This is a genomic window from Streptomyces sp. NPDC052036 (assembly GCF_040680495.1).
Classification (GTDB): Bacteria; Actinomycetota; Actinomycetes; order Streptomycetales; family Streptomycetaceae; genus Streptomyces.
This window is the reverse complement of record NZ_JBFAWW010000010.1, coordinates 181,495-200,094: the sequence shown is the minus strand read 5'-3', so window position 1 is coordinate 200,094 and position 18,600 is coordinate 181,495. Positions and strand designations below refer to the sequence as shown.

Genomic DNA, 18,600 nt, shown 5'->3' with positions numbered 1-18,600 from the left:
CTCATTCGGGACGAAGAGGTCGTGTCATGGGTTCAGATCCCGCCATCTCGACAGTGAATCACCAGGTCAGGCCCGGTGCTGAGAGATCAGCGCCGGGCCTGACCCGTTTCTGGGGGCTGCTGTCCGTGGCGGGTCGTCAGTCGTGCTGTTGCTGCTGTTTCCTAGCCGCGCCGTGGCTGGCATCCCGCTTGCCGGGCTTGCGCTTCTTGTGGTGTCCGCTGTTGTGGTGGTGCTGCTTTTCGCAGTGTCTGCCGCGTTTGATGGTGGTGGGGTCGGTGGCGGTGTCGGGGGTGCTGCCGCCTCCGGTGACCGTGACGGTGTTGGTGACCTGCTTCGGCGCCCTGCAGGACGTCTTGACCGTGAGTGTGATGGTCGGGTAGCTGCCGCCGGGGGTGAGAGTGTCGTTGCGGGTGCAGGTCAGTGTGGCTAGGGTGCAGGCCCATCCGGTGCCGCTGAGGGAGGTGGCGGTCAGCCCTGCGGGCAGGGTGTCGGTCACGGCGACGGTGGTGCTGTCGGTCGGGGCGGTGCCGTGGTTGGTGACCGTGATCCTGTAGGGGTTCTTCTCGCCCTGAACGAACCCGCCGTGGTGGGTCTTGGTGACGGTCAGGGAGGGGAAGGGCGGCGTGCCGATGGCCACACCGGCCGGCAAGCTGCCGACCGGGACGGTGGCGGTGACGGTGTTCGTGGCCGTGTCGATCACCGACACCGAGTCCGAGCCGTTGTTGGCGACGTAGGCGTGAGCGCCGTCGGGGCTGATGGCCACACCGTTCGGGATGCTGCCGACAGGAATGGTGGCGGTGACGGTGTTCGTGGCCGTGTCGATCACCGACACCCTGTTCGTCACGCGGTTGGTGACGTAGGCGTGGGCGCCGTCGGGGCTGATGGCCACACCGTCCGGGGCGGCGAAGCCGGTGATGGTGGCGGTGACCGTGTTCGTAGCCGTGTCGATCACCAACACCGAGTTGAATCCGTCGTTGGTGACGTAGGCGTGGGCGCCGTCGGGGGTGATGGCCACACCGGTCGGGCCGCCGGCGGGGATGGTGGCGGTGACCGTGTTCGTGGCCGTGTCGACCACCGACACCGTGCCAAAGCCGAAATTGGCGACGTAGGCGTGGGCGCCGTCAGGGGTGATGGCCACACCCAACAGGAGGCTGCCGAACGGGATGGTGGTGGTGACTGTGTTGGTGGCCGTGTCGATCACCGACATCGTGCCCTGATTGGCGACGTAGGCGTGGGCGCCGTCAGGGGTGATGGCCACACCGAACGGGTCGAAGCCGACAGGAATGGTGGCGGTGACCGTGTTCGTGGCCGTGTCGATCACCGACACCGAGTTCGACAACTGAGTGGTGACGTAGGCGTGGGCGCCGTCGGGCGTGACGGCCACACCGAACGGCTGGCTGCCGACAGGGATGGTGGCGGTGACCGTATTCGTGGCCGTGTCGATCACCGACACGGTGTTCGACCCCTGATTGGTGACGTAGGCGTTAGGCGGCGGGACGGCCGCCCATCCAGGGGCCGCAGCCAGGACCGGCAGGGACAACCCCGCCAGCATGGCCAGGACCACCATGCCCAACCGCATCCAGATCCACGAGCCGGGCTCGGGCCTGCTCCTGTCCGGTACCCGGCCGTCCTGCGGCCTGGGCTGCTTGCCCGTATGTGGGATCACGAACGCCTCGCTTCATCCGGAAGAGCGGCCGCGACTGGCCATACCCTGGGCGCCGACAACGCACCGCAGCCACGCACGGCATGTGACTGCACATCACCTTATGTAGCTGATTGCGGGCTGGTGGGCAGCGCTCCGCAACCGAAGTGCCGCGACAAGCGGATGGGCGCACATCGCATACGACCCGATCGTCTGACCGTCAGACCGACTGCTACAGCGGCACCACCTCTGGAGAAATCCTGGAGATGATCTCCTCATGGAGGGCTCGAAGCACCGATGCAGGCCAACGCATAGCAGCGCCCTGATCAGCACCTTTGGTACGAGCCGCAGGTCGGCGATCTTCCAGGGCCTCATTCGGGACGAAGAGGCCGTGGGATCAAATGACGCCGCGCGAGCGCGCCCCGGAACTGGCGCTCACGGGCGGATCGCACGAGCCAAGCGCTACTCGGTGCGGCCGGAATTCGACGCTACAGTCCCCTCACGAGCGTCAGCTCAGGAAGCTCAGCCGCACCTGACGGTGGGGATTATCCCTATTTGTGTCCACCAGGCACACCGACTGCCAGGTCCCCAGTTCGAGTCGGCCGGCGATCACCGGCAGGGTCGCGTGGGGTGGGACGAAGGCCGGAACGACATGGTCACGGCCGTGGCCGGGGCTGCCGTGGCGGTGCTGCCAGCGGTCGTCGGCCGGGAGCAGCGTATGGAGCGCGGCGAGGAGGTCGTCGTCGCTGCCGGAGCCGGTCTCGATGATCGCCACGCCGGCGGTGGCGTGCGGTACGAAGACGTTCAGGAGGCCGTCCCGGCCCGCTGCCGTCTCGCGCAGGAAGTCCTCGCATTCCCGGGTGAGATCGACGACCGTCTCACCGGAACCGGAGGCCACGTTCAGGACACGGGTGCTGAAGGCATCGGACATGTCTTCATCCTCGCCCATGTCGGCGGGTCCACACCGGCCGGTCCTCCGTCCGGTGGTACATGAGGTGCAGCCCGCGAGACGTCGTCGACCGTGCGCGGCCCATCCGGGCCGATGTCACTCGCCGTCGCCGGGCCGGTCCTGAGCGGCCGGGAAGATCCTCGCCCCCGGTGCGGTTGGTGGAAGCGTGAACAACATCGGGGTGCGCGACGTCGACGTGGTCGTCATAGGCGCTGGTCAGGCCGGACTGTCCAGCGCCTATCACCTGCGACGCACGGGATTCGAGGCGGATCGCGACTTCGTGGTGCTCGACCACGCTCCGGATCCGGGCGGCGCCTGGCAGTTCCGCTGGCCGTCGCTGACCTTCGGCAAGGTCCACGGGATGCACGCTCTGCCCGGGATGGAACTGACGGGCGCGGATCCGGCGCGGCCGTCGTCCGAGGTCGTGTCCGAGTACTTCGACCGCTATGAACGCGCCTTCGACCTTCGGGTACGGCGGCCGGTCGACGTCCGGGCCGTGCGCGAGGGAACGGACGGGCGGCTGCTCGTCGAGACATCGGCCGGGACCTGGGCGTCACGGGCGCTGATCAACGCGACGGGGACCTGGGCCCGGCCCTTCTGGCCGCGCTACCCCGGCCAGGAGAGCTTCCGGGGGCGGCAGTTGCACACGGCCCAGTACCCCGGCCCGCAGGAGTTCGCCGGGCGGCGGGTGATCGTCGTCGGAGGCGGCGCGTCCGGTACCCAGCATCTGATGGAGATCGCGCCCTATGCCGCCGCGACCGCCTGGGTGACCCGGCGTCCTCCGGTGTTCCGGGAGGGTCCGTTCAGCGAGGAGGTGGGGCGGGCGGCCGTCGCGCTCGTGGAGGAGCGGGTGCGCCAGGGGCTGCCGCCGCGCAGTGTGGTGTCGGTGACCGGGCTGCCGCTCAATGACGCGATCCGGCAGGCGATCGCGGACGGGGTCCTGGACCGGCAGCCGATGTTCGACCGGATCGTGCCGGACGGCGTGGAGTGGGCCGACGGGCGGCATGTGGAGGCCGATGTGATCCTGTGGGCGACCGGCTTCCGGGCGGCGATCGACCATCTCGCCCCGCTGCGGTTGCGCGAGCCGGGCGGCGGCATCCGGGTGGAGGGCACGCGCGCAGTCGCCGATCCACGGATCCACCTGGTCGGATACGGCCCGTCGGCCAGCACGATCGGCGCCAACCGGGCGGGACGCGCGGCCGTGCGGGACATTCGGCGACTGCTGGCCGGGGAACCGGCGAACGAAGCGGGAGAAGCAGCCGCCGTGGCCTGAAGGAGCGGCGACGGTCGGCACGGCAGGACGGGCCCCTTCCGGGCGCCCTCGCCGACGTCGTACGTGACGCTCCCTTCCTACTTCGCAGCGCGCAGCTCCTACTTCGCCGCGCGCAGCCGGTTGAATTCGGCGACGTTCCGCTGCTGCTCCTCGTAACTCGCTGTGAACCGGGTGTCGCCCGGCTTGACCGTGACGAAGTACAGCCAGTTGCCCGATGCCGGGTTGAGCGTGGCGCGCATCGCCTCCTCGCCCGGATTGGAGATCGGTGTCGGCGGCAGGCCGACGCTCCGGTACGAGTTGTAGGGGTTGTCGATCTTCGTGTCCTTGACGCTGGTGCGCAGGGTGGAACGCTTCAGCGCGTAGTTGAGGGTGGAGTCCATCTGCAGCGGCATGCCCCGCTCCAGGCGGTTGAAGACCACCCGGGCCACCTTGGCCATGTCGGCCTTGGTCGCCGCCTCGGCCTGCACGATGCTGGCGACGGTGACGGCCTGGTAGCCGGTCAGGGCGTGCCGCTGGGCACCGGCGGTGATCGTGCCGCCGCCGAACCTCTCGTTCGCGGTGTCGACCATGAACCGCAGCACGGACTCCGGGGTCGCTCCCTTGTGGAGGGGATACGAGGCCGGGAAGAGATAGCCCTCGGGGTTGCCCTGAGCGTCCTGTGGCAGCTTGAGGCGGGCCTTGGGCAGGGACTTTCTCGTGGAACCGGGCGGCAGTCCGAGAGCCCTGTCGACGGCCGTGTAGATCTGGCCGGTGCGCCAGCCCTCCGGGATCACCAGGCCGACGTGCGGACCCTTCCCGTCGCTCCGGGTGGTCGCCAGCGGCACGGTCATGACGGCGGCCGCCACGGCGATTCCCGCCCCGACGAAGGCGACCCGGCTCCGGCGCGTCAGTCCGGTCTGCTTGCGGGGCGGCGTGGTCGTCTGCATGGGCGCACCGTATCCCGCCAGACCGGAAAAACCTGGCATATCGTCAGCTTGTCGGCTCCAGTCGGGCGTCCCTCCGGACAAGACCCGCGTACCGGCCGTCGAGCTCCAGCAGCTCCTCGTGGGTGCCCCGCTCGACCGTGCGCCCGGAGTCGAGGACCACGATCTGGTCGGCCCCCCGGATGGTGGACAGCCGATGGGCGATGGTGAGGGTCGTCCGGTTGGCCGACAGAGCGTCGATGGCCTCCTGGACCGCATGCTCGGTACGCGTGTCGAGGGCGCTGGTCGCCTCGTCGAGAATCAGCACGGGCGGATCGCGCAGGATGGTGCGAGCGATCGCGAGCCGCTGCTTCTCGCCGCCCGAGAAGCGGTGTCCGCGTTCACCGACGACCGTGTCGTACCCATCGGGAAGGGCCGCGATGTGGTCGTGGATCTGGGCGGCCTTCGCCGCCGCGTACAGCTCCTCGTCGGTCGCGTCCGGCTTCGCGAAGCGCAGGTTGTCGGCGACCGAGGCATGGAAGAGATACGTCTCCTGGGAGACGACGCCGACCGCGCGGGCGAGGCTGTCGAAGTCCAGGTCGCGGACATCGACACCGTCGAGCGTGACCCGCCCGCCCGTCACGTCGTACAGCCTCGGCACCAGATAGCTGAGCGTGGACTTCCCGGAGCCGGTGGGTCCGACGACGGCGAGGCTGGAGCCCGCCGGGACGGTGATGTCGATGTCCTCGAGTATCGGACCGCTCTTGTCGTCGTAGTGGAACTCGACGCCCTCGAAGCGGACCTCGCCCTTGACCTGGTCGAGACGGACCGGCTGCTCGGGCTCGGTGATGTCGATGGGCAGCTCGAGATACTCGAAGATGCGCTGGAAGAGCGCGAGCGACGTCTGGATCTGCACACCGGTGGACAGCAGACTGACGGTCGGCCGGAACAGGCCCTGCTGGAGCGAGACGAACGCAACCAGCGTGCCGAGCGAGATGGAGGGGCCGCCGAGCCGGAGCGCCATGCCCGCGGTCCAGTAGATGACGGCCGGCATGGCGGCCATGACGATGGTGATCACGGCCATGCGCCAGCGGCCCGCCATGTTCGACTTCACCTCGAGGTCGACCAGACTCTCGGACTCACTCGCGAAGGACTGGGTGAGGGAGTCGGCACGGCCCATGGTGCGGCCGAGCAGGATGCCGCTGACGGAGAGCGACTCGGTGACGGTCGCGGCCATCGCGGCCATCTGCTTCTGGCGCTGGGTGGCGATCTTCTTGCGTTCGTTGCCGACGCGTCGGCTGATCCAGGCGAACAGCGGCAGCAGGAGCAGCGAGACGACGGTGAGCCGCCATTCGAGGGCGACCATCGCGACGACGGTCGCTATCACGCTGGTGAGGTTGGAGACCAGGGAGGTGGCGGTGGAGGTGACGGTCGCCTGCATACCGCCGATGTCGTTGGCGATACGGGACTGGACCTCGCCGGTGCGGGTCCGGGTGAAGAAGGCGAGCGACATGCGCTGGAGTCGGCCGTAGACGGCGGTGCGCAGGTCGTGCATGACGCGCTGGCCGACCGTCGTGGAGATGAGGGTCTGCAGCACGCCGAAGACGCTGGTGACGACGGCGCTCAGGATCATGCCCAGGGCGAGCAGGCTCAGCAGTCCGGTCCGGCCCTGCGGAATGGCGACGTCCAGGGTCTCCTTGAGCAGGAACGGTGTGGCCACGGAGACCAACGACGCGGCGCCGACGAGCAGGCCCACGACGGCGAGCCGGCCGCCGTACGGCTTGAAGAGGCGGAGGATGCGGCGCACCTGCCGCGGCTGTTCGGACATGCCGTCGAGGGACGGCGCCAAGGCGGGGTTCTCGGGATGCATGGGCTCCTACGGAGGTCGGGCAGCGGCCGGGATACGGCGCCGCTGCGGGCATCGGACGTGATGCGGGACGATCGATCACGGATCTTAGCTCATTGTTACCTATACTCACAATGAACGAGGCCCTGATATTGTTCCCGCATGACCACCGCCGACCCCGACGGCCTGCTCGCCGAGCAACTGCTGCGGTTCACCCGCCGTGTGCACCGCATCCAGAAGCGGCATCTGGAGCGGTCCGACCTGGGCATCACTCCGGCCCAGTCCCGGCTGCTGCGCACGCTCGCCCACTTCGGCTCGCCGCCCCGGATGGCGGATCTTGCCGAACGCCTCGAAGTGGTGCCGCGGGCGGTGACCACGCTGGTCGACGGCCTGGAGGCGAGCGGCAGGGTGCGCCGGGTGCCTGATCCCAGCAATCGGCGGGTGATCCGGATCGAGGTCACAGAGCAGGGCCGGGAGGCACTGCGGGCTCTGCGTAGCGCGCGCAGAACCGCGGCGGAGGAGATCCTGGCCCCGCTGACGGACGAGCAGCGCAAGGTGCTCGGCGGGCTGCTCAACACACTGATCGACGGCGGCGACGCGCCCTTCGCCGCCGGACCGAAGCATCGCTGCTGACCGCGCCGCGACCTTCGGGAGCCATCGCGCCCGACCCGCCGCACGCCGTTCCTGTGGGATCTGCCGTTCCTGTGGGATCTGTGGTTCCCGCGGGATCTCTGGTTCCCGCGGGACCCGTGGTTCCTGTGGTTGTTGCCGTCAGCAGCCGTCGCGGTTCTCGGCGAGCACCCCCTGAACGGTCGTCAGTCGCCGGTCGTAGCAGCCCTTGGAGCCGTGGAGCCGGTAGCGCTCGCTCGTCGTGCCGACCGCGTGCCGCTGGTCGCGCGGCACGGTGGTCGTGTAGGCGGCATCGCCGGTGTAGGTGTCGTCGAGCCGGAACCACGCAGCGCGACGGCCGCCGCGGATCTCGACGACCGCGGCCCGGTCCCCGAGCGTCAGGACGGTACGCAGCCGGCCGTCCGTGCCGACGGTCGTGGTGCCGTCCATCGCGTACGTGCGATGGGTGCGCGTCGTGCGGGCCGGGCCGAGTCCGTGGACCGTGACGGTCTCGTCGTCCGTCCAGGTGGCGTCGAGACCGTCCCGGTCCTCGCCCTCCGTCCAGCGGTGCACGGAGGTGTTCGCCAGCGTCCGGCTGACCGTGGTGGTCACCCGGCCGTGCGAGGTGTCGACGTATCCCTCGACCGTCAACCGGTGCCCGCCCTGGGTGTCCAGCCGGTTCTCCGGGCCGGGGGTGTAGACCGAGGAGCCGACGGGTTCGCCCACCCGATGGACAGTGAACCCGCCGGTGACATGACGGCTCTTCGCGTCCTGCCAGACCAGGACGTTGACGGGGGTGCTCCAGCCGGTCTGCCCGGCGGGCACACCGACGACGGAGACCTCGACCCGGTGCGGCCGGCCGTCGTCGAGGAGCCCGGCGAACGGCGTCAGGTCATAGGTGATCGGCTGGACGTCGAAGGCACGTGGTCCGGGGATCACGTACCAGAGGAAGGGGTTGGACCAGCCGCCGGTCCACACGGTCGGGAACGGCGCCGCGATACCGGCGAGCCGGCCGTCGACCGTGATCTGCACCTCGCGGTAGGGGCCGCCCGCCGCTTTGCAGGAGTACGGCGCCGCGTCGGGCACGGTGAGATACCAGAACTCCTCGCAGCCGCCGCCCGAGCCGGTGGCGTAGACCTCGGCGACGACGCGTTCGCTGTTGCGGGGCGTGGTCAACGTGCCGTTCTGGAGGGTGAGGACACGGTCGGGGGCGTGCGCGGGCCTGCCCGTGTAGAACGTCAGCGTGGCCTTGACGTCGATGACCCCGGTGTAGGTGTCGTCGACGACGTTGCCGATGAGCATCTCGATGTCACGGCTCTGCCGGAACGTCTCGCTGTACCGGGTGACGTCCTTCTCCACGGACCACTCGATGCCGTCCGGCGACGGCTCCGGCGTGGACGTGCGGAGGATCTCGACCCCGCCGACGTGCAGATAGCCGAGGCGGTCGAACTGCCGTCCCTTGACCTTGCCTTCGAGACGCAGCACAACCTTGCTCCAGCGGTCGCCGCAGCCGCTCGGCGGAGTGTAGGTGCCCCGGTAGGGGGTGAAGTCCCGGAACTGTGTCTCGGCGAGCGTGACCTCGCAGGACCGGGAGTTCGGCCGTGCGACCGACGGCGCCGCCGTCAGCGGGTCGTGCCAGTCGGTGCCGAACTCGTCGGGCGGGGCCACGGTGGCCGAGGAGGGGACCTGGGAGGCAGGCCGGGGCGAGGAGGCAGCGGCCGAGGCGGGGTCCGCGCCGAGGAGGAGACTCACCGTCAGAATCCCTCCGGTGAGCATGGACATGATAATCCTGCTTCTCATGTCCCGTGTTTCTACGGGGAGTCGGCCCGTTCCGCAATGAGCACTCCGGGGCACTCGATCGCGGTACACCGGCCTCCGGTGGAACGGCTAGGCCCTCAGGGCCTCCCTGTCGCCCATCACCACCACGGGATACCAGTCCGGGTCGAGCGTCCGCAGCAGGTACTCCATTCCGGACTCGGGCAGGCTGACGCAGGCCGATGTGCCGTCGCCGTGATCCACGTGCAGCCAGATGCCGCCGCCCTTCTCCATACCCTGTGGCCGGGTCGGGTCGTTGGGCGGAGTGCCCCTGAGCCGGTTGTAGTCGATGGCGATGACGTAGTCGAAGTCGTGCCGGTGGGCCTCGCCCCAGCCCTCCGGCACCCGGTAGGACTCACCCTGGTCGTACGGGAGCCTGGTGTCCGGGTCGTCGAGGACACCACCGGCGTCGCTGAGTGTGAACACACCCTCAGGCGTACGCAGATCGTCCTCGTGATGGTCCACCGTCCAGCCCCTTCTGCCGTTGTGTCCCCGCCATTGTCCGATCTCGTTCCAGGCGTCGTCATCGCCCTTCTCGTAGAGCACGATCGTGCAGTCCGGCGAGTCCTCGCCGTCCCCGTAGACCGCGAGGACCTGTCGCGATGCGTCAGGGATGAGCCGACGCAGCCGGTCACCGATGCCCGGGACACGCTCCGGGTCATTGGTGGGCGCGGAGGTCGCCGAGGAACTCGGATCCGCCGGGTCCGGTGACGCTCCTTCAGGGGATTCCCTATCGGGCGACGGCGTGGCTCCCTCCGCGGATCCCGTGTCCGACGACGGCGCGCCGCCCCCAGCCGGTCCTGTGTCCGACGACGGCACGGCTCCGTCGGGGGTTTCCGCGTCCGACGACGGCGCGGCCCCGCCGGGGATTCCCGCGTTCGACGGCACGGCTCCCCCGCCGGGCCCCGGGTCCGAGGACGGCGCACCTCGGTCGGTGCGCCGGGGATCCGCCGTGAGCGTGGAGGTCCCCCTGGCGCCGTAGCCCGGGCCACCCCCCTTCACGCCATGGCCGCTCTCTCCCCAACCGCCGCATGCCGACAGGGACATCACCAGCACGCCGCAGGCCGCCGCAACGGCTCGCGCACGCGCCCCACCGCACACCTCACCCGTACTCATGCGACATATCGTCACATTATCTTCTTAAGAATGGGTTTCCTGTCTCCGCTTTTCACCCGCCTGCCGGAGGGGCCGGAACTCGCCTTCCGGACCGGAAAACCGTTTGCTTTCGCCCACCCTCCGACGCGACCCTTTCACGGCTTGTCACGGACCCGCGCGGAGTGCGGGGACCCGCACCGGTCCGTGCACCGCACCGCAGCCCCGTCCATCCACTGACACAAGCCACTGACACAAGCCACTGGGACGCCATGCAGATTCAAGACCTTCCGTATCCCGACCCGGGTGTGCCGGACGCCCGCTCGGGTCCTCGATTCCTGTGGTGGCTCGGCCGGAACCAACTGGGCGGGCAGCTCAAAGCCCTCGCCTGGGGACTGCTGCACTTCCTGTCCGTCTCCGGACTGCCGTTCTGTGTCGGCCTCGCGATCCAGGCGGTCGTCGAGCGCTCGGGCACCCGGCTCGCTCTGACCGGGGGCCTGCTCCTGCTCTGCGGCGCGGGTGTCGCACTGGGCGACACCATGCTGCACCGCGCCGCGGTCACCAACTGGATCACCGCGGCCGCACGCGTCCAGCAGCTCCTGGCCGGACGGACGGCCCAGCTGGGCTCCGCCCTGACCCGACGCGTCGCGGCCGGTGAGGTGGTCGCCGTGTCCACCGGCGACGTAGAGAAGATCGGCTGGTTCGTGGAGGCCGTCTCCCGTTTCAGCGCGGCGGCGCTCACCGTCGTTGCGGTCTGCGTCGGGCTCCTCGTCTACCAGCCCGCGCTCGGTGTCGTCGTAGCCGTGGGCGTCCCGGTGCTGGCGCTCGCCGTGCTGCCGCTGCTGCCTCGCGCCACCCGGCGCGCCGACACCCAGCGGGAGAAGGCGGGCCGGGCCACCGAACTCGCCTCCGACACCGTCGCGGGACTCCGGGTGCTCAGGGGCATCGGCGGCGAGGAACTGTTCCTGGATCGCTACCGCAGGGCCTCCCAGGAGGTCCGCACCGCGGCCGTGCGCAGCGCCAGGATGTGGTCACTGATCTCGGCGATCCAGGTGCTGCTGCCGGGGCTGCTGATGATCGCGATCGTCTGGCGCGGTGTGCACCTGGCACGCGAGGGCCGTATCGCCGTGGGTGAGCTGGTCACCGTGTACAGCGCCGTCATGCTGCTCACCTACCCGCTACGGCATTTCGAGGAGATCGCCATGGCGTACTCCTTCTCCCGGCCGTCCGCCCGGCGCGCGGCCCGGGTGCTGTCGCTGGAGCGGGCCACGGAATCCGGTGGTTCGCGTGAGGCCGGCGTTCCGGACGGGGATCTGTACGACCCGCGGACCGGGCTGCTCGCACCCGCAGGGCGGCTGACGGCCGTGGTCTGCGGCGACCCGGACGCGGCGGGTGTGCTGGCCGAACGGCTGGGCGGACACCCCGCCGAACAAACGGGACAGGACGTCTCGGCGCTGCTGGGCGGTGTGCCGTTGGACGAGCTGCCGCTGGACTCGGCCCGTACCGCGGTCCTCGTCCAGGACAAGGACCCGGTGCTGCTCTCGGGCTCGCTGCGCGAACTGCTGGACGTACCGGCCTCGGGCGCGGTCGGTACCCGGGAGGCGCTCGCCGCCGCCCAGTGCGGTGATGTCCTGGACGCGCTCGTCCAGGGGTCATCGGGCACCCAGGACCCGATGGACGCGCGCATCACCGAGCGCGGCCGATCGCTGTCCGGTGGCCAGCGCCAGCGACTCGCGCTGGCCCGGTCACTGATCACCGACCCGCCGGTGCTCGTCCTGGACGAGCCGACGTCGGCCGTCGACTCCCACACGGAGGCGCGGATCGCCGAGGGGATCCGCGAGCTGCGGACGGGCCGCACGACGGTCGTGTTCACCTCCTCACCGCTGCTCCTGGACCACGCGGACCGGGTTGTGCTGGTGCACGAGGGCGAGGTCGCGGCGGTCGGTCTGCACCGGGACCTGGTGCACAGCGAGCCGCGGTACCGCGCGGTCGTGACCCGGGAGACCGACGCCGAGACCGCCGCACTTGCCGAGCTGGAGGAACTCAACGACATGGATGAAATGGACACGCTGGAAGGGATCGAGGAAAGCGCATGATCGGCGTGGCGCCACCGCCGTACGACCCGGCGGCTCCGACGACGGCGACCACGCTGCCCGTCGGCGCCCCCGCGACCGTGCGCGCCTATGTGTCCGAGCTGTTCCGCCGACATCGCCGGGCCTTCCTGCTCCTGATCGCCGTCAACACGGTCTCCGTCATCGCGTCGATGGCGGGCCCGTACCTGCTGGGCGGCCTCGTGGAAAGGCTGTCGGACGGCGCGCGGGAACTCCACCTCCAGCGCATCGCCGCGCTCTTCGTCGTCGCCCTCGTGGTCCAGGCCGTGTTCGTACGGCTGGTACGGCTGCACGGGGCTGTCCTCGGCGAGCGGATGCTCGCGGATCTGCGTGAGGACTTCCTGGTACGGGCGGTGGGGCTTCCTCCAGGGGTCCTGGAACGGGCCGGGACCGGCGATCTGCTGTCCCGCATCACCACCGACATCGACCGGCTGGCTAACGCCATGCGCGAGGCCGTGCCGCAACTGGCCATCGGCGTCGTCTGGGCGGCGCTGCTGCTCGGCGGTCTGACCGTCACGGCTCCCCCACTCGCCCCGGCCGTGCTCATCGCCGTGCCCCTGCTGGTGATCGGCTGCCGCTGGTACTTCCGGCGGGCTCCCTCGGGCTACCGCTCCGAGGCCGCCGGGTACGCCGCCGTGGCCGCCGTCCTCGCCGAGACCGTGGACGCCGGGCGCACCGTGGAGGCCCACCGGCTCGGCACCGCGCGCATCGAACTCTCGAACCGGCGGATCAAGGAGTGGACCGCTTGGGAGCGGTACACCCTGTGGCTGCGGACGGTGCTCTTCCCGGTCGTCAACATCACGCATGTCACGGTCCTGTGCTCGGTCCTGATGATCGGCGGGGTGTTCGTTCTGCAGGGCTGGATCGGCATCGGCCAGCTGACGACGGGTGCGCTCCTCGCGCAGATGCTCGTCGACCCGGTCGGCCTGATCCTTCGCTGGTACGACGAGCTGCAGGTCGCCCAGGTGTCGCTGGCCCGTCTGGTCGGCGTGCGCGACATCGAGCCGCAGGCGGGCGACGCTTCCGTGGCCCCCGACGGACACGACGTCGAGGCCGACGAAGTACGCTTCGGCTACCTCCCGGGAGTCGACGTGCTGCACCGCGTCACCCTGAACGTCGCGCCCGGCACCCGGCTCGCCCTGGTCGGACCCTCCGGCGCGGGCAAGTCCACGCTCGGCCGGCTGCTCGCCGGGATCTACGCGCCCCGGGACGGACGGATCACCCTCGGCGGCGCCGAACTCTCCCGGATGCCGGCGGAACGGGTGCGCTCGCACGTGGCCCTCGTCAATCAGGAGCACCACGTCTTCGTGGGCTCCCTGCGAGACAACCTGCTGCTGGCTCGCGCCGACGCCGTCGACGCCGAGCTGTGGGCCGCGCTGGACGCAGTGGACGCGGACGGCTGGGCACGCGCCCTGGACCAGGGCCTGGACACCGAGGTGGGCTCCGGGGGGCTGGCTCTCTCCCCCGCGCAGGCGCAGCAGATCGCACTGGCCCGCCTGGTGCTCGCCGACCCGCACACCCTGGTCCTGGACGAGGCGACGTCTCTCCTGGACCCCCGTGCGGCCCGCCATCTGGAGCGCTCCCTGGCTCGTGTCCTGGACGGCCGCACGGTCGTCGCGATCGCTCACCGACTGCACACGGCCCATGACGCGGACGTGATCGCCGTCGTCGAGGACGGGCGGATCAGCGAACTGGGCAGCCACGACGACCTGGTCGCCGCGGACGGAGCGTACGCGGCCCTGTGGCGGTCCTGGCACGGCTGACGCCGCTCCACCGGCCCGTGGGAGCGGGCCGGGTCCCCGGCGCGCTGACCGGGAACCCGGCCCGCTCCCAGGCCCCACACCTTCGTGCCGCCCTTGCCGTTGCGCGGTGGCGAAGGGGGGTGAAAGGCTGGATCTCGGAAGCGGCAAGGGAGCGCGGCCGAACCGTCCGGTTCCGCACAGCGCCACCCGCGCCCGGCAGTACCCAGTGTCCGCCGCCGTCATACGACGGCGCCCGGACCGTCCCACCATCTGGAGGTACCCCGTGGACAGCACCGACGGTTGGGGAGACGACGTCTACCAGCCCGACGGATCCGAGGTGCAGGACGACGCGGGGCTGCTCGACGCCGAAGACACCTTGGAGAACGACGGGGTGAACAACCCCCTCGAACGTGGCTGGTCACCGCCGGAGCGGCCGTGGGCGGTGGACCACGTCGGCGTGACCGCGGCCGAGGGGCACTCCGGCGAAACGCTGGACCAGCGCCTCGCCGAGGAAGTCCCCGACATCACGGTCCCGGACGACGACGGCATCGGGGACTGGCTCGACGGCGAAGGCGAGCCCCTGGACAACGAGGTCGGCGGCTCTCGCTCCGGCCGGCTCGTCGCCCCCGACGAAGGAGCGCACGAGGACGAGGACAGCGGACTGATCGCCACCGATGTCGGCATCGACGGCGCCGCGGCCTCGGCGGAGGAGGCGGCCGTGCACATCGTCGACGAGGACTCCCTGTCCGGCTGATCCCGCCGGTGCCCGCCCCCACGCGAGGAGCAGCCATGCAGCAGGACAAGCAGCCCGACTACCACCCCGTCGTCTTCCGGGACCGCTCCGCCGGATACGCCTTCCTCACCCGGTCCACCGCGACCAGCGACCGGACCATCGAATGGGACGACGGCGAGACCTACCCGGTCGTGGACGTCGAGATCTCCTCCGAGAGCCACCCCTTCTACACGGGCAAGGCACGGACGGTGGACTCCGAGGGGCGCGTCGCGCGGTTCGAGCGGCGGTACGGCACTCCGGAACGGACGGCCGACGGGGACACAGCGAGCTGAGCCGACAGGCGGGGGATGCCGGTCCGTCGCTTCTCCCCCGGCAGGCCCCCTACGGGGGAGGCCGCCCGCCGTGTCGAGACCGGTCTCAGATGACGTTGAGCGCGGCCGCGCAGCCCACCCCGCCGAGCACCATGAACACGGGCATCAGGACCTTCAGCTCGACCCAGCTGCCCGCCCGGAACCGCATCGCCTTCGGCGGGCCCACTGGGTACCAGCGCTTGCGGCCCAGGGGTATCGGCCAGAGGATCGGGCAGCCGGAGACCGTCAGCGCGTCCCCGATGTCGTGCACCAGGGCACCCAGGACGATGGGCAGGCCCAGCCACAGGTACTGCTGGCCCGGTGCGGTGAAGAGCCAGTCCGCCCCGTTGCCCGGTTTGTCGAGTATGTCCGCGAGAATCCAGGCACTCGTCGCGGCCAGCAGCCACACCAGCACATCACTGCTCGAACCACGCGCCGCCCGCCACAGCAGTCCCTCGATGGCCAGCACCATGTGCACGAAGAGGATGGCAAGCACCGCCCACCGGCCACCGACGATCGCCGCGACCGAGCTGCCGGCACCGATGAGCACCGCCCACAGCCAGGTGTGGGTCAGTGTGCGGTGACCGCCGGATCGGCGTGGGTCGCCCGGCTTCCTGGTCGACTTGTACGCGGCGTACGACAGTTTGTCGACGATCTCGCACAGCCAGCGCGAGACGGGACCGAAGGACCGCGAGATGGTGGCCGCCTTGTGGTCCAGATCCGGAGCCAGCGCGGCACCCGCGCAGATCAGCGCGCCGACGAGAAGGACCGGCCAGGGCATCGGGTGTCCCGCCGCGGCTGCGGCCGCTCCCACCCCGAGCCAGGCCGCGGCCCCCGACAGTGAGTGTGCTGGTCCCATCATGGCCGCTTCCCGCCCCATTTCTCTTGCAGCGCTTCCCGGTTGTCCCCGTGCGCTGACTTGTCATCGGCGCCACAGCGTAGCGTTCGTGATCTTTGCGAGGACATCCGATTCCCCCATCGGGTACGAGTCCAGGCAAGATGGGGGCGTGACCCTCATCGATCAGCTCCCGCAGACCGCAGACCCCGACGCCCTCTACGAAGCCTTCGAGTCGTGGGCCGGGGAGCGCGGCCTCACCCTCTATCCGCACCAGGAGGAGGCGCTGATCGAGGTGGTCTCGGGGGCGAACGTGATCGTGTCGACTCCCACCGGCTCCGGCAAGAGCATGATCGCCGCGGGCGCTCACTTCGCGGCGCTCGCCCGGGACGAGGTCACCTTCTACACCGCGCCGATCAAGGCACTCGTCTCGGAGAAGTTCTTCGAGCTGTGCAAGATCTTCGGCACCGAGAACGTCGGCATGCTCACCGGCGACGCCTCCGTCAATGCCGACGCCCCTGTGATCTGTTGCACAGCCGAGGTCCTGGCTTCCATCGCGCTCCGCGACGGCAGGCAGGCCGACGTCGGCCAGGTCGTGATGGACGAGTTCCACTTCTACGCCGAGGGCGACCGCGGCTGGGCCTGGCAGATCCCCATCCTCGAACTGCCCCAGGCGCAGTTCATCCTGATGTCGGCGACGCTCGGCGACGTCTCGATGTTCGAGAAGGACCTCACCCGCCGTACAGGCCGGCCGACGACAGTGGTCCGCTCGGCGACCCGTCCGGTGCCGCTTTCGTACGAGTACCGGCTCACCCCGCTCACCGACACGCTCACCGAACTCCTCCAGACCCGGCAGGCGCCGGTCTACATCGTCCACTTCACCCAGGCGCAGGCCGTGGAGCGGGCCCAGGCGCTGATGAGCATCAACATGTGCTCGCGCGAGGAGAAGGACGAGATCGCCGAGCTGATCGGCAACTTCCGCTTCACCACCAAGTTCGGCCGCAACCTCTCCCGTTATGTGCGGCACGGCATCGGTGTGCATCACGCCGGCATGCTGCCCAAGTACCGCCGCCTGGTGGAAAAGCTGGCCCAGGCCGGTCTGCTGAAGGTCATCTGCGGCACGGACACCCTGGGGGTCGGCGTCAACGTCCCCATCAGGACGGTGCTGTTCACGGCGCTGACCAAGTACGACGGGAACCGTGTGCGCACCCTGCGCGCCCGTGAGTTCCACCAGATCGCGGGCCGCGCCGGGCGGGCGGGCTTCGACACGGCCGGGCTCGTCGTCGCCCAGGCGCCGGAGCACGTCATCGAGAACGAGAAGGCGCTCGCCAAGGCCGGCGACGACCCGAAGAAACGCCGCAAGGTGGTGCGCAAGAAGGCGCCGGAGGGCTTCGTCGGATGGACGGAGAACACCTTCGAGAAGCTGATCGCCTCCGAGCCGGAGCCGCTCACGTCCCGCTTCCGGGTCACCCACACGATGCTGCTGTCGGTGATCGCCCGGCCGGGCAACGCCTTCAAGGCGATGCGTCATCTGCTGGAGGACAACCACGAGCCGCGCAAGCAGCAGCTGCGGCACATCCGGCGGGCGATCGCGATCTACCGCTCGCTGCTGGACGGCGGAATCGTCGAGAAGCTCGACGAGCCCGACGCCACCGGCCGTATCGTACGCCTCACCGTCGATCTTCAGCAGGACTTCGCGCTCAACCAGCCGCTGTCGACCTTCGCCCTGGCCGCGTTCGAGCTCCTCGACCCGGAGTCGCCCTCCTACGCGCTCGACATGGTCTCCGTGGTCGAGTCCACCCTGGACGACCCGCGACAGATCCTGGCCGCCCAGCAGAACAAGGCGCGCGGTGAGGCCGTGGCCGCGATGAAGGCGGACGGCGTCGAGTACGAGGAGCGCATGGAGCGGCTCCAGGACGTGACCTACCCCAAGCCGCTGGAGGAGCTGCTCTTCCACGCGTACAACACGTACCGCAAGAGCCACCCGTGGGTCGGTGACCATCCGCTGTCGCCGAAGTCGGTCATCCGCGACATGTACGAGCGGGCGATGTCCTTCACGGAGTTCGTGTCCTTCTACGAGCTCGCCCGCACCGAGGGCATCGTGCTGCGCTATCTGGCCAGCGCCTACAAGGCCCTCGATCACACCGTCCCGGACGACCTGAAGTCGGAGGACTTGGAGGACCTGATCGCTTGGCTGGGCGAGATGGTGCGCCAGGTCGACTCCAGCCTGCTGGACGAGTGGGAGCAGTTGGCCAACCCGGAGGAAATGACGGCCGAGGAGGCCCAGGAGAAGGCCGACCAGGTCAAGCCGGTCACCGCGAACGCCCGCGCGTTCCGCGTCCTGGTACGCAACGCCATGTTCCGCCGTGTGGAGCTCGCCGCCCTCGACCGGATCGACGAACTCGGGGAGATGGACGCGGAGTCCGGCTGGAACGCCGAGGCTTGGGGTGCGGCCATGGACAAGTACTGGGACGAGTACGAGGAACTCGGCACCGGCCCCGACGCCCGCGGCCCGAAGCTGCTGATGATCGAGGAGGAGCCGGCCCACGGACTGTGGCGGGTCCGCCAGATCTTCGCCGACCCCAACAGCGATCACGACTGGGGCATCAGCGCCGAGATCGACCTTGCGGCCTCCGACGCCGAGGGCCGCGCCGTCGTCCGGGTCACCGACGTCGGCCAGCTGTGAGCACAGGAGAAGCCC

Annotated in this window: 14 protein-coding genes; 7 read left to right on the top strand and 7 right to left on the bottom strand. The window is 69.9% G+C overall.

All coding sequences use genetic code 11. From position 1 onward, the window contains the following. Positions 1–136 precede the first annotated feature (136 nt). Entirely contained in the window at positions 137–1,666 is a 1,530-nt protein-coding gene (locus AB0L95_RS17080) for a cytochrome D1 domain-containing protein (protein WP_365162466.1), read from the bottom strand. A gap of 484 nt (positions 1,667–2,150) precedes the next feature. Beyond that, complete coding sequence (locus AB0L95_RS17075) at positions 2,151–2,573, bottom strand: secondary thiamine-phosphate synthase enzyme YjbQ (RefSeq protein ID WP_365162465.1); 423 nt, start codon at positions 2,571–2,573, stop codon at positions 2,151–2,153. A gap of 184 nt (positions 2,574–2,757) precedes the next feature. Here AB0L95_RS17075 and AB0L95_RS17070 point away from each other — a divergent pair, with 184 nt between their 5' ends. After that, complete coding sequence (locus AB0L95_RS17070) at positions 2,758–3,864, top strand: NAD(P)-binding domain-containing protein (RefSeq protein WP_365162464.1); 1,107 nt, start codon at positions 2,758–2,760, stop codon at positions 3,862–3,864. Between the two features lie 98 nt (positions 3,865–3,962). Here AB0L95_RS17070 and mltG read toward each other — a convergent pair whose 3' ends face one another. Beyond that, positions 3,963–4,790, bottom strand: a complete 828-nt coding sequence (gene mltG / locus AB0L95_RS17065; RefSeq protein ID WP_365162463.1) for an endolytic transglycosylase MltG — start codon at positions 4,788–4,790, stop codon at positions 3,963–3,965. A 43-nt stretch (positions 4,791–4,833) separates the two neighbouring features. Continuing rightward, complete coding sequence (locus AB0L95_RS17060; RefSeq protein ID WP_365162462.1) at positions 4,834–6,636, bottom strand: ABC transporter ATP-binding protein; 1,803 nt, start codon at positions 6,634–6,636, stop codon at positions 4,834–4,836. Between the two features lie 138 nt (positions 6,637–6,774). Here AB0L95_RS17060 and AB0L95_RS17055 point away from each other — a divergent pair, with 138 nt between their 5' ends. Next, the gene (locus AB0L95_RS17055; protein ID WP_365162461.1) at positions 6,775–7,245 is read left to right on the top strand and encodes a MarR family transcriptional regulator; all 471 of its coding nucleotides are present in this window, start codon (positions 6,775–6,777) and stop codon (positions 7,243–7,245) included. A gap of 138 nt (positions 7,246–7,383) precedes the next feature. On the opposite strand, the gene AB0L95_RS17050 is transcribed toward AB0L95_RS17055, so the two are convergent. Together AB0L95_RS17050 and AB0L95_RS17045 are read right to left on the bottom strand one after the other, a co-directional pair. Continuing rightward, positions 7,384–9,021, bottom strand: a complete 1,638-nt coding sequence (locus AB0L95_RS17050; protein WP_365162460.1) for a peptide-N4-asparagine amidase — start codon at positions 9,019–9,021, stop codon at positions 7,384–7,386. 87 nt (positions 9,022–9,108) lie between these two features. After that, a complete protein-coding gene (locus tag AB0L95_RS17045) occupies positions 9,109–9,924 on the bottom strand; it encodes a hypothetical protein (protein WP_365162459.1) in 816 nt (271 codons plus the stop codon). A 476-nt stretch (positions 9,925–10,400) separates the two neighbouring features. Between AB0L95_RS17045 and AB0L95_RS17040 the strand changes: the two genes are divergently transcribed. The 4 genes from AB0L95_RS17040 (at position 10,401) to AB0L95_RS17025 (ending at position 15,046) form a co-directional block, all read left to right on the top strand. Then, on the top strand, positions 10,401–12,224 hold the full coding sequence (locus AB0L95_RS17040; RefSeq protein WP_365162458.1) for an ABC transporter ATP-binding protein: 1,824 nt from the start codon (positions 10,401–10,403) through the stop codon (positions 12,222–12,224). Beyond that, a complete protein-coding gene (locus AB0L95_RS17035) occupies positions 12,221–14,002 on the top strand; it encodes an ABC transporter ATP-binding protein (protein ID WP_365162457.1) in 1,782 nt (593 codons plus the stop codon). Before AB0L95_RS17040 ends, AB0L95_RS17035 begins: the two co-directional genes overlap by 4 nt. Positions 14,003–14,264: 262 nt before the next feature. Next, a complete protein-coding gene (locus tag AB0L95_RS17030) occupies positions 14,265–14,735 on the top strand; it encodes a DUF5709 domain-containing protein (RefSeq protein ID WP_365162456.1) in 471 nt (156 codons plus the stop codon). A gap of 35 nt (positions 14,736–14,770) precedes the next feature. Beyond that, on the top strand, positions 14,771–15,046 hold the full coding sequence (locus AB0L95_RS17025) for a type B 50S ribosomal protein L31 (RefSeq protein ID WP_365162455.1): 276 nt from the start codon (positions 14,771–14,773) through the stop codon (positions 15,044–15,046). 85 nt (positions 15,047–15,131) lie between these two features. On the opposite strand, the gene AB0L95_RS17020 is transcribed toward AB0L95_RS17025, so the two are convergent. Beyond that, the gene (locus AB0L95_RS17020; protein WP_365162454.1) at positions 15,132–15,926 is read right to left on the bottom strand and encodes a metal-dependent hydrolase; all 795 of its coding nucleotides are present in this window, start codon (positions 15,924–15,926) and stop codon (positions 15,132–15,134) included. A gap of 145 nt (positions 15,927–16,071) precedes the next feature. Between AB0L95_RS17020 and AB0L95_RS17015 the strand changes: the two genes are divergently transcribed. After that, positions 16,072–18,585 carry a DUF3516 domain-containing protein gene (locus AB0L95_RS17015; RefSeq protein WP_365162453.1) on the top strand — a complete coding sequence of 838 codons (2,514 nt, stop codon included), beginning with the start codon at positions 16,072–16,074 and terminating at the stop codon, positions 18,583–18,585. Positions 18,586–18,600: the final 15 nt, after the last annotated feature.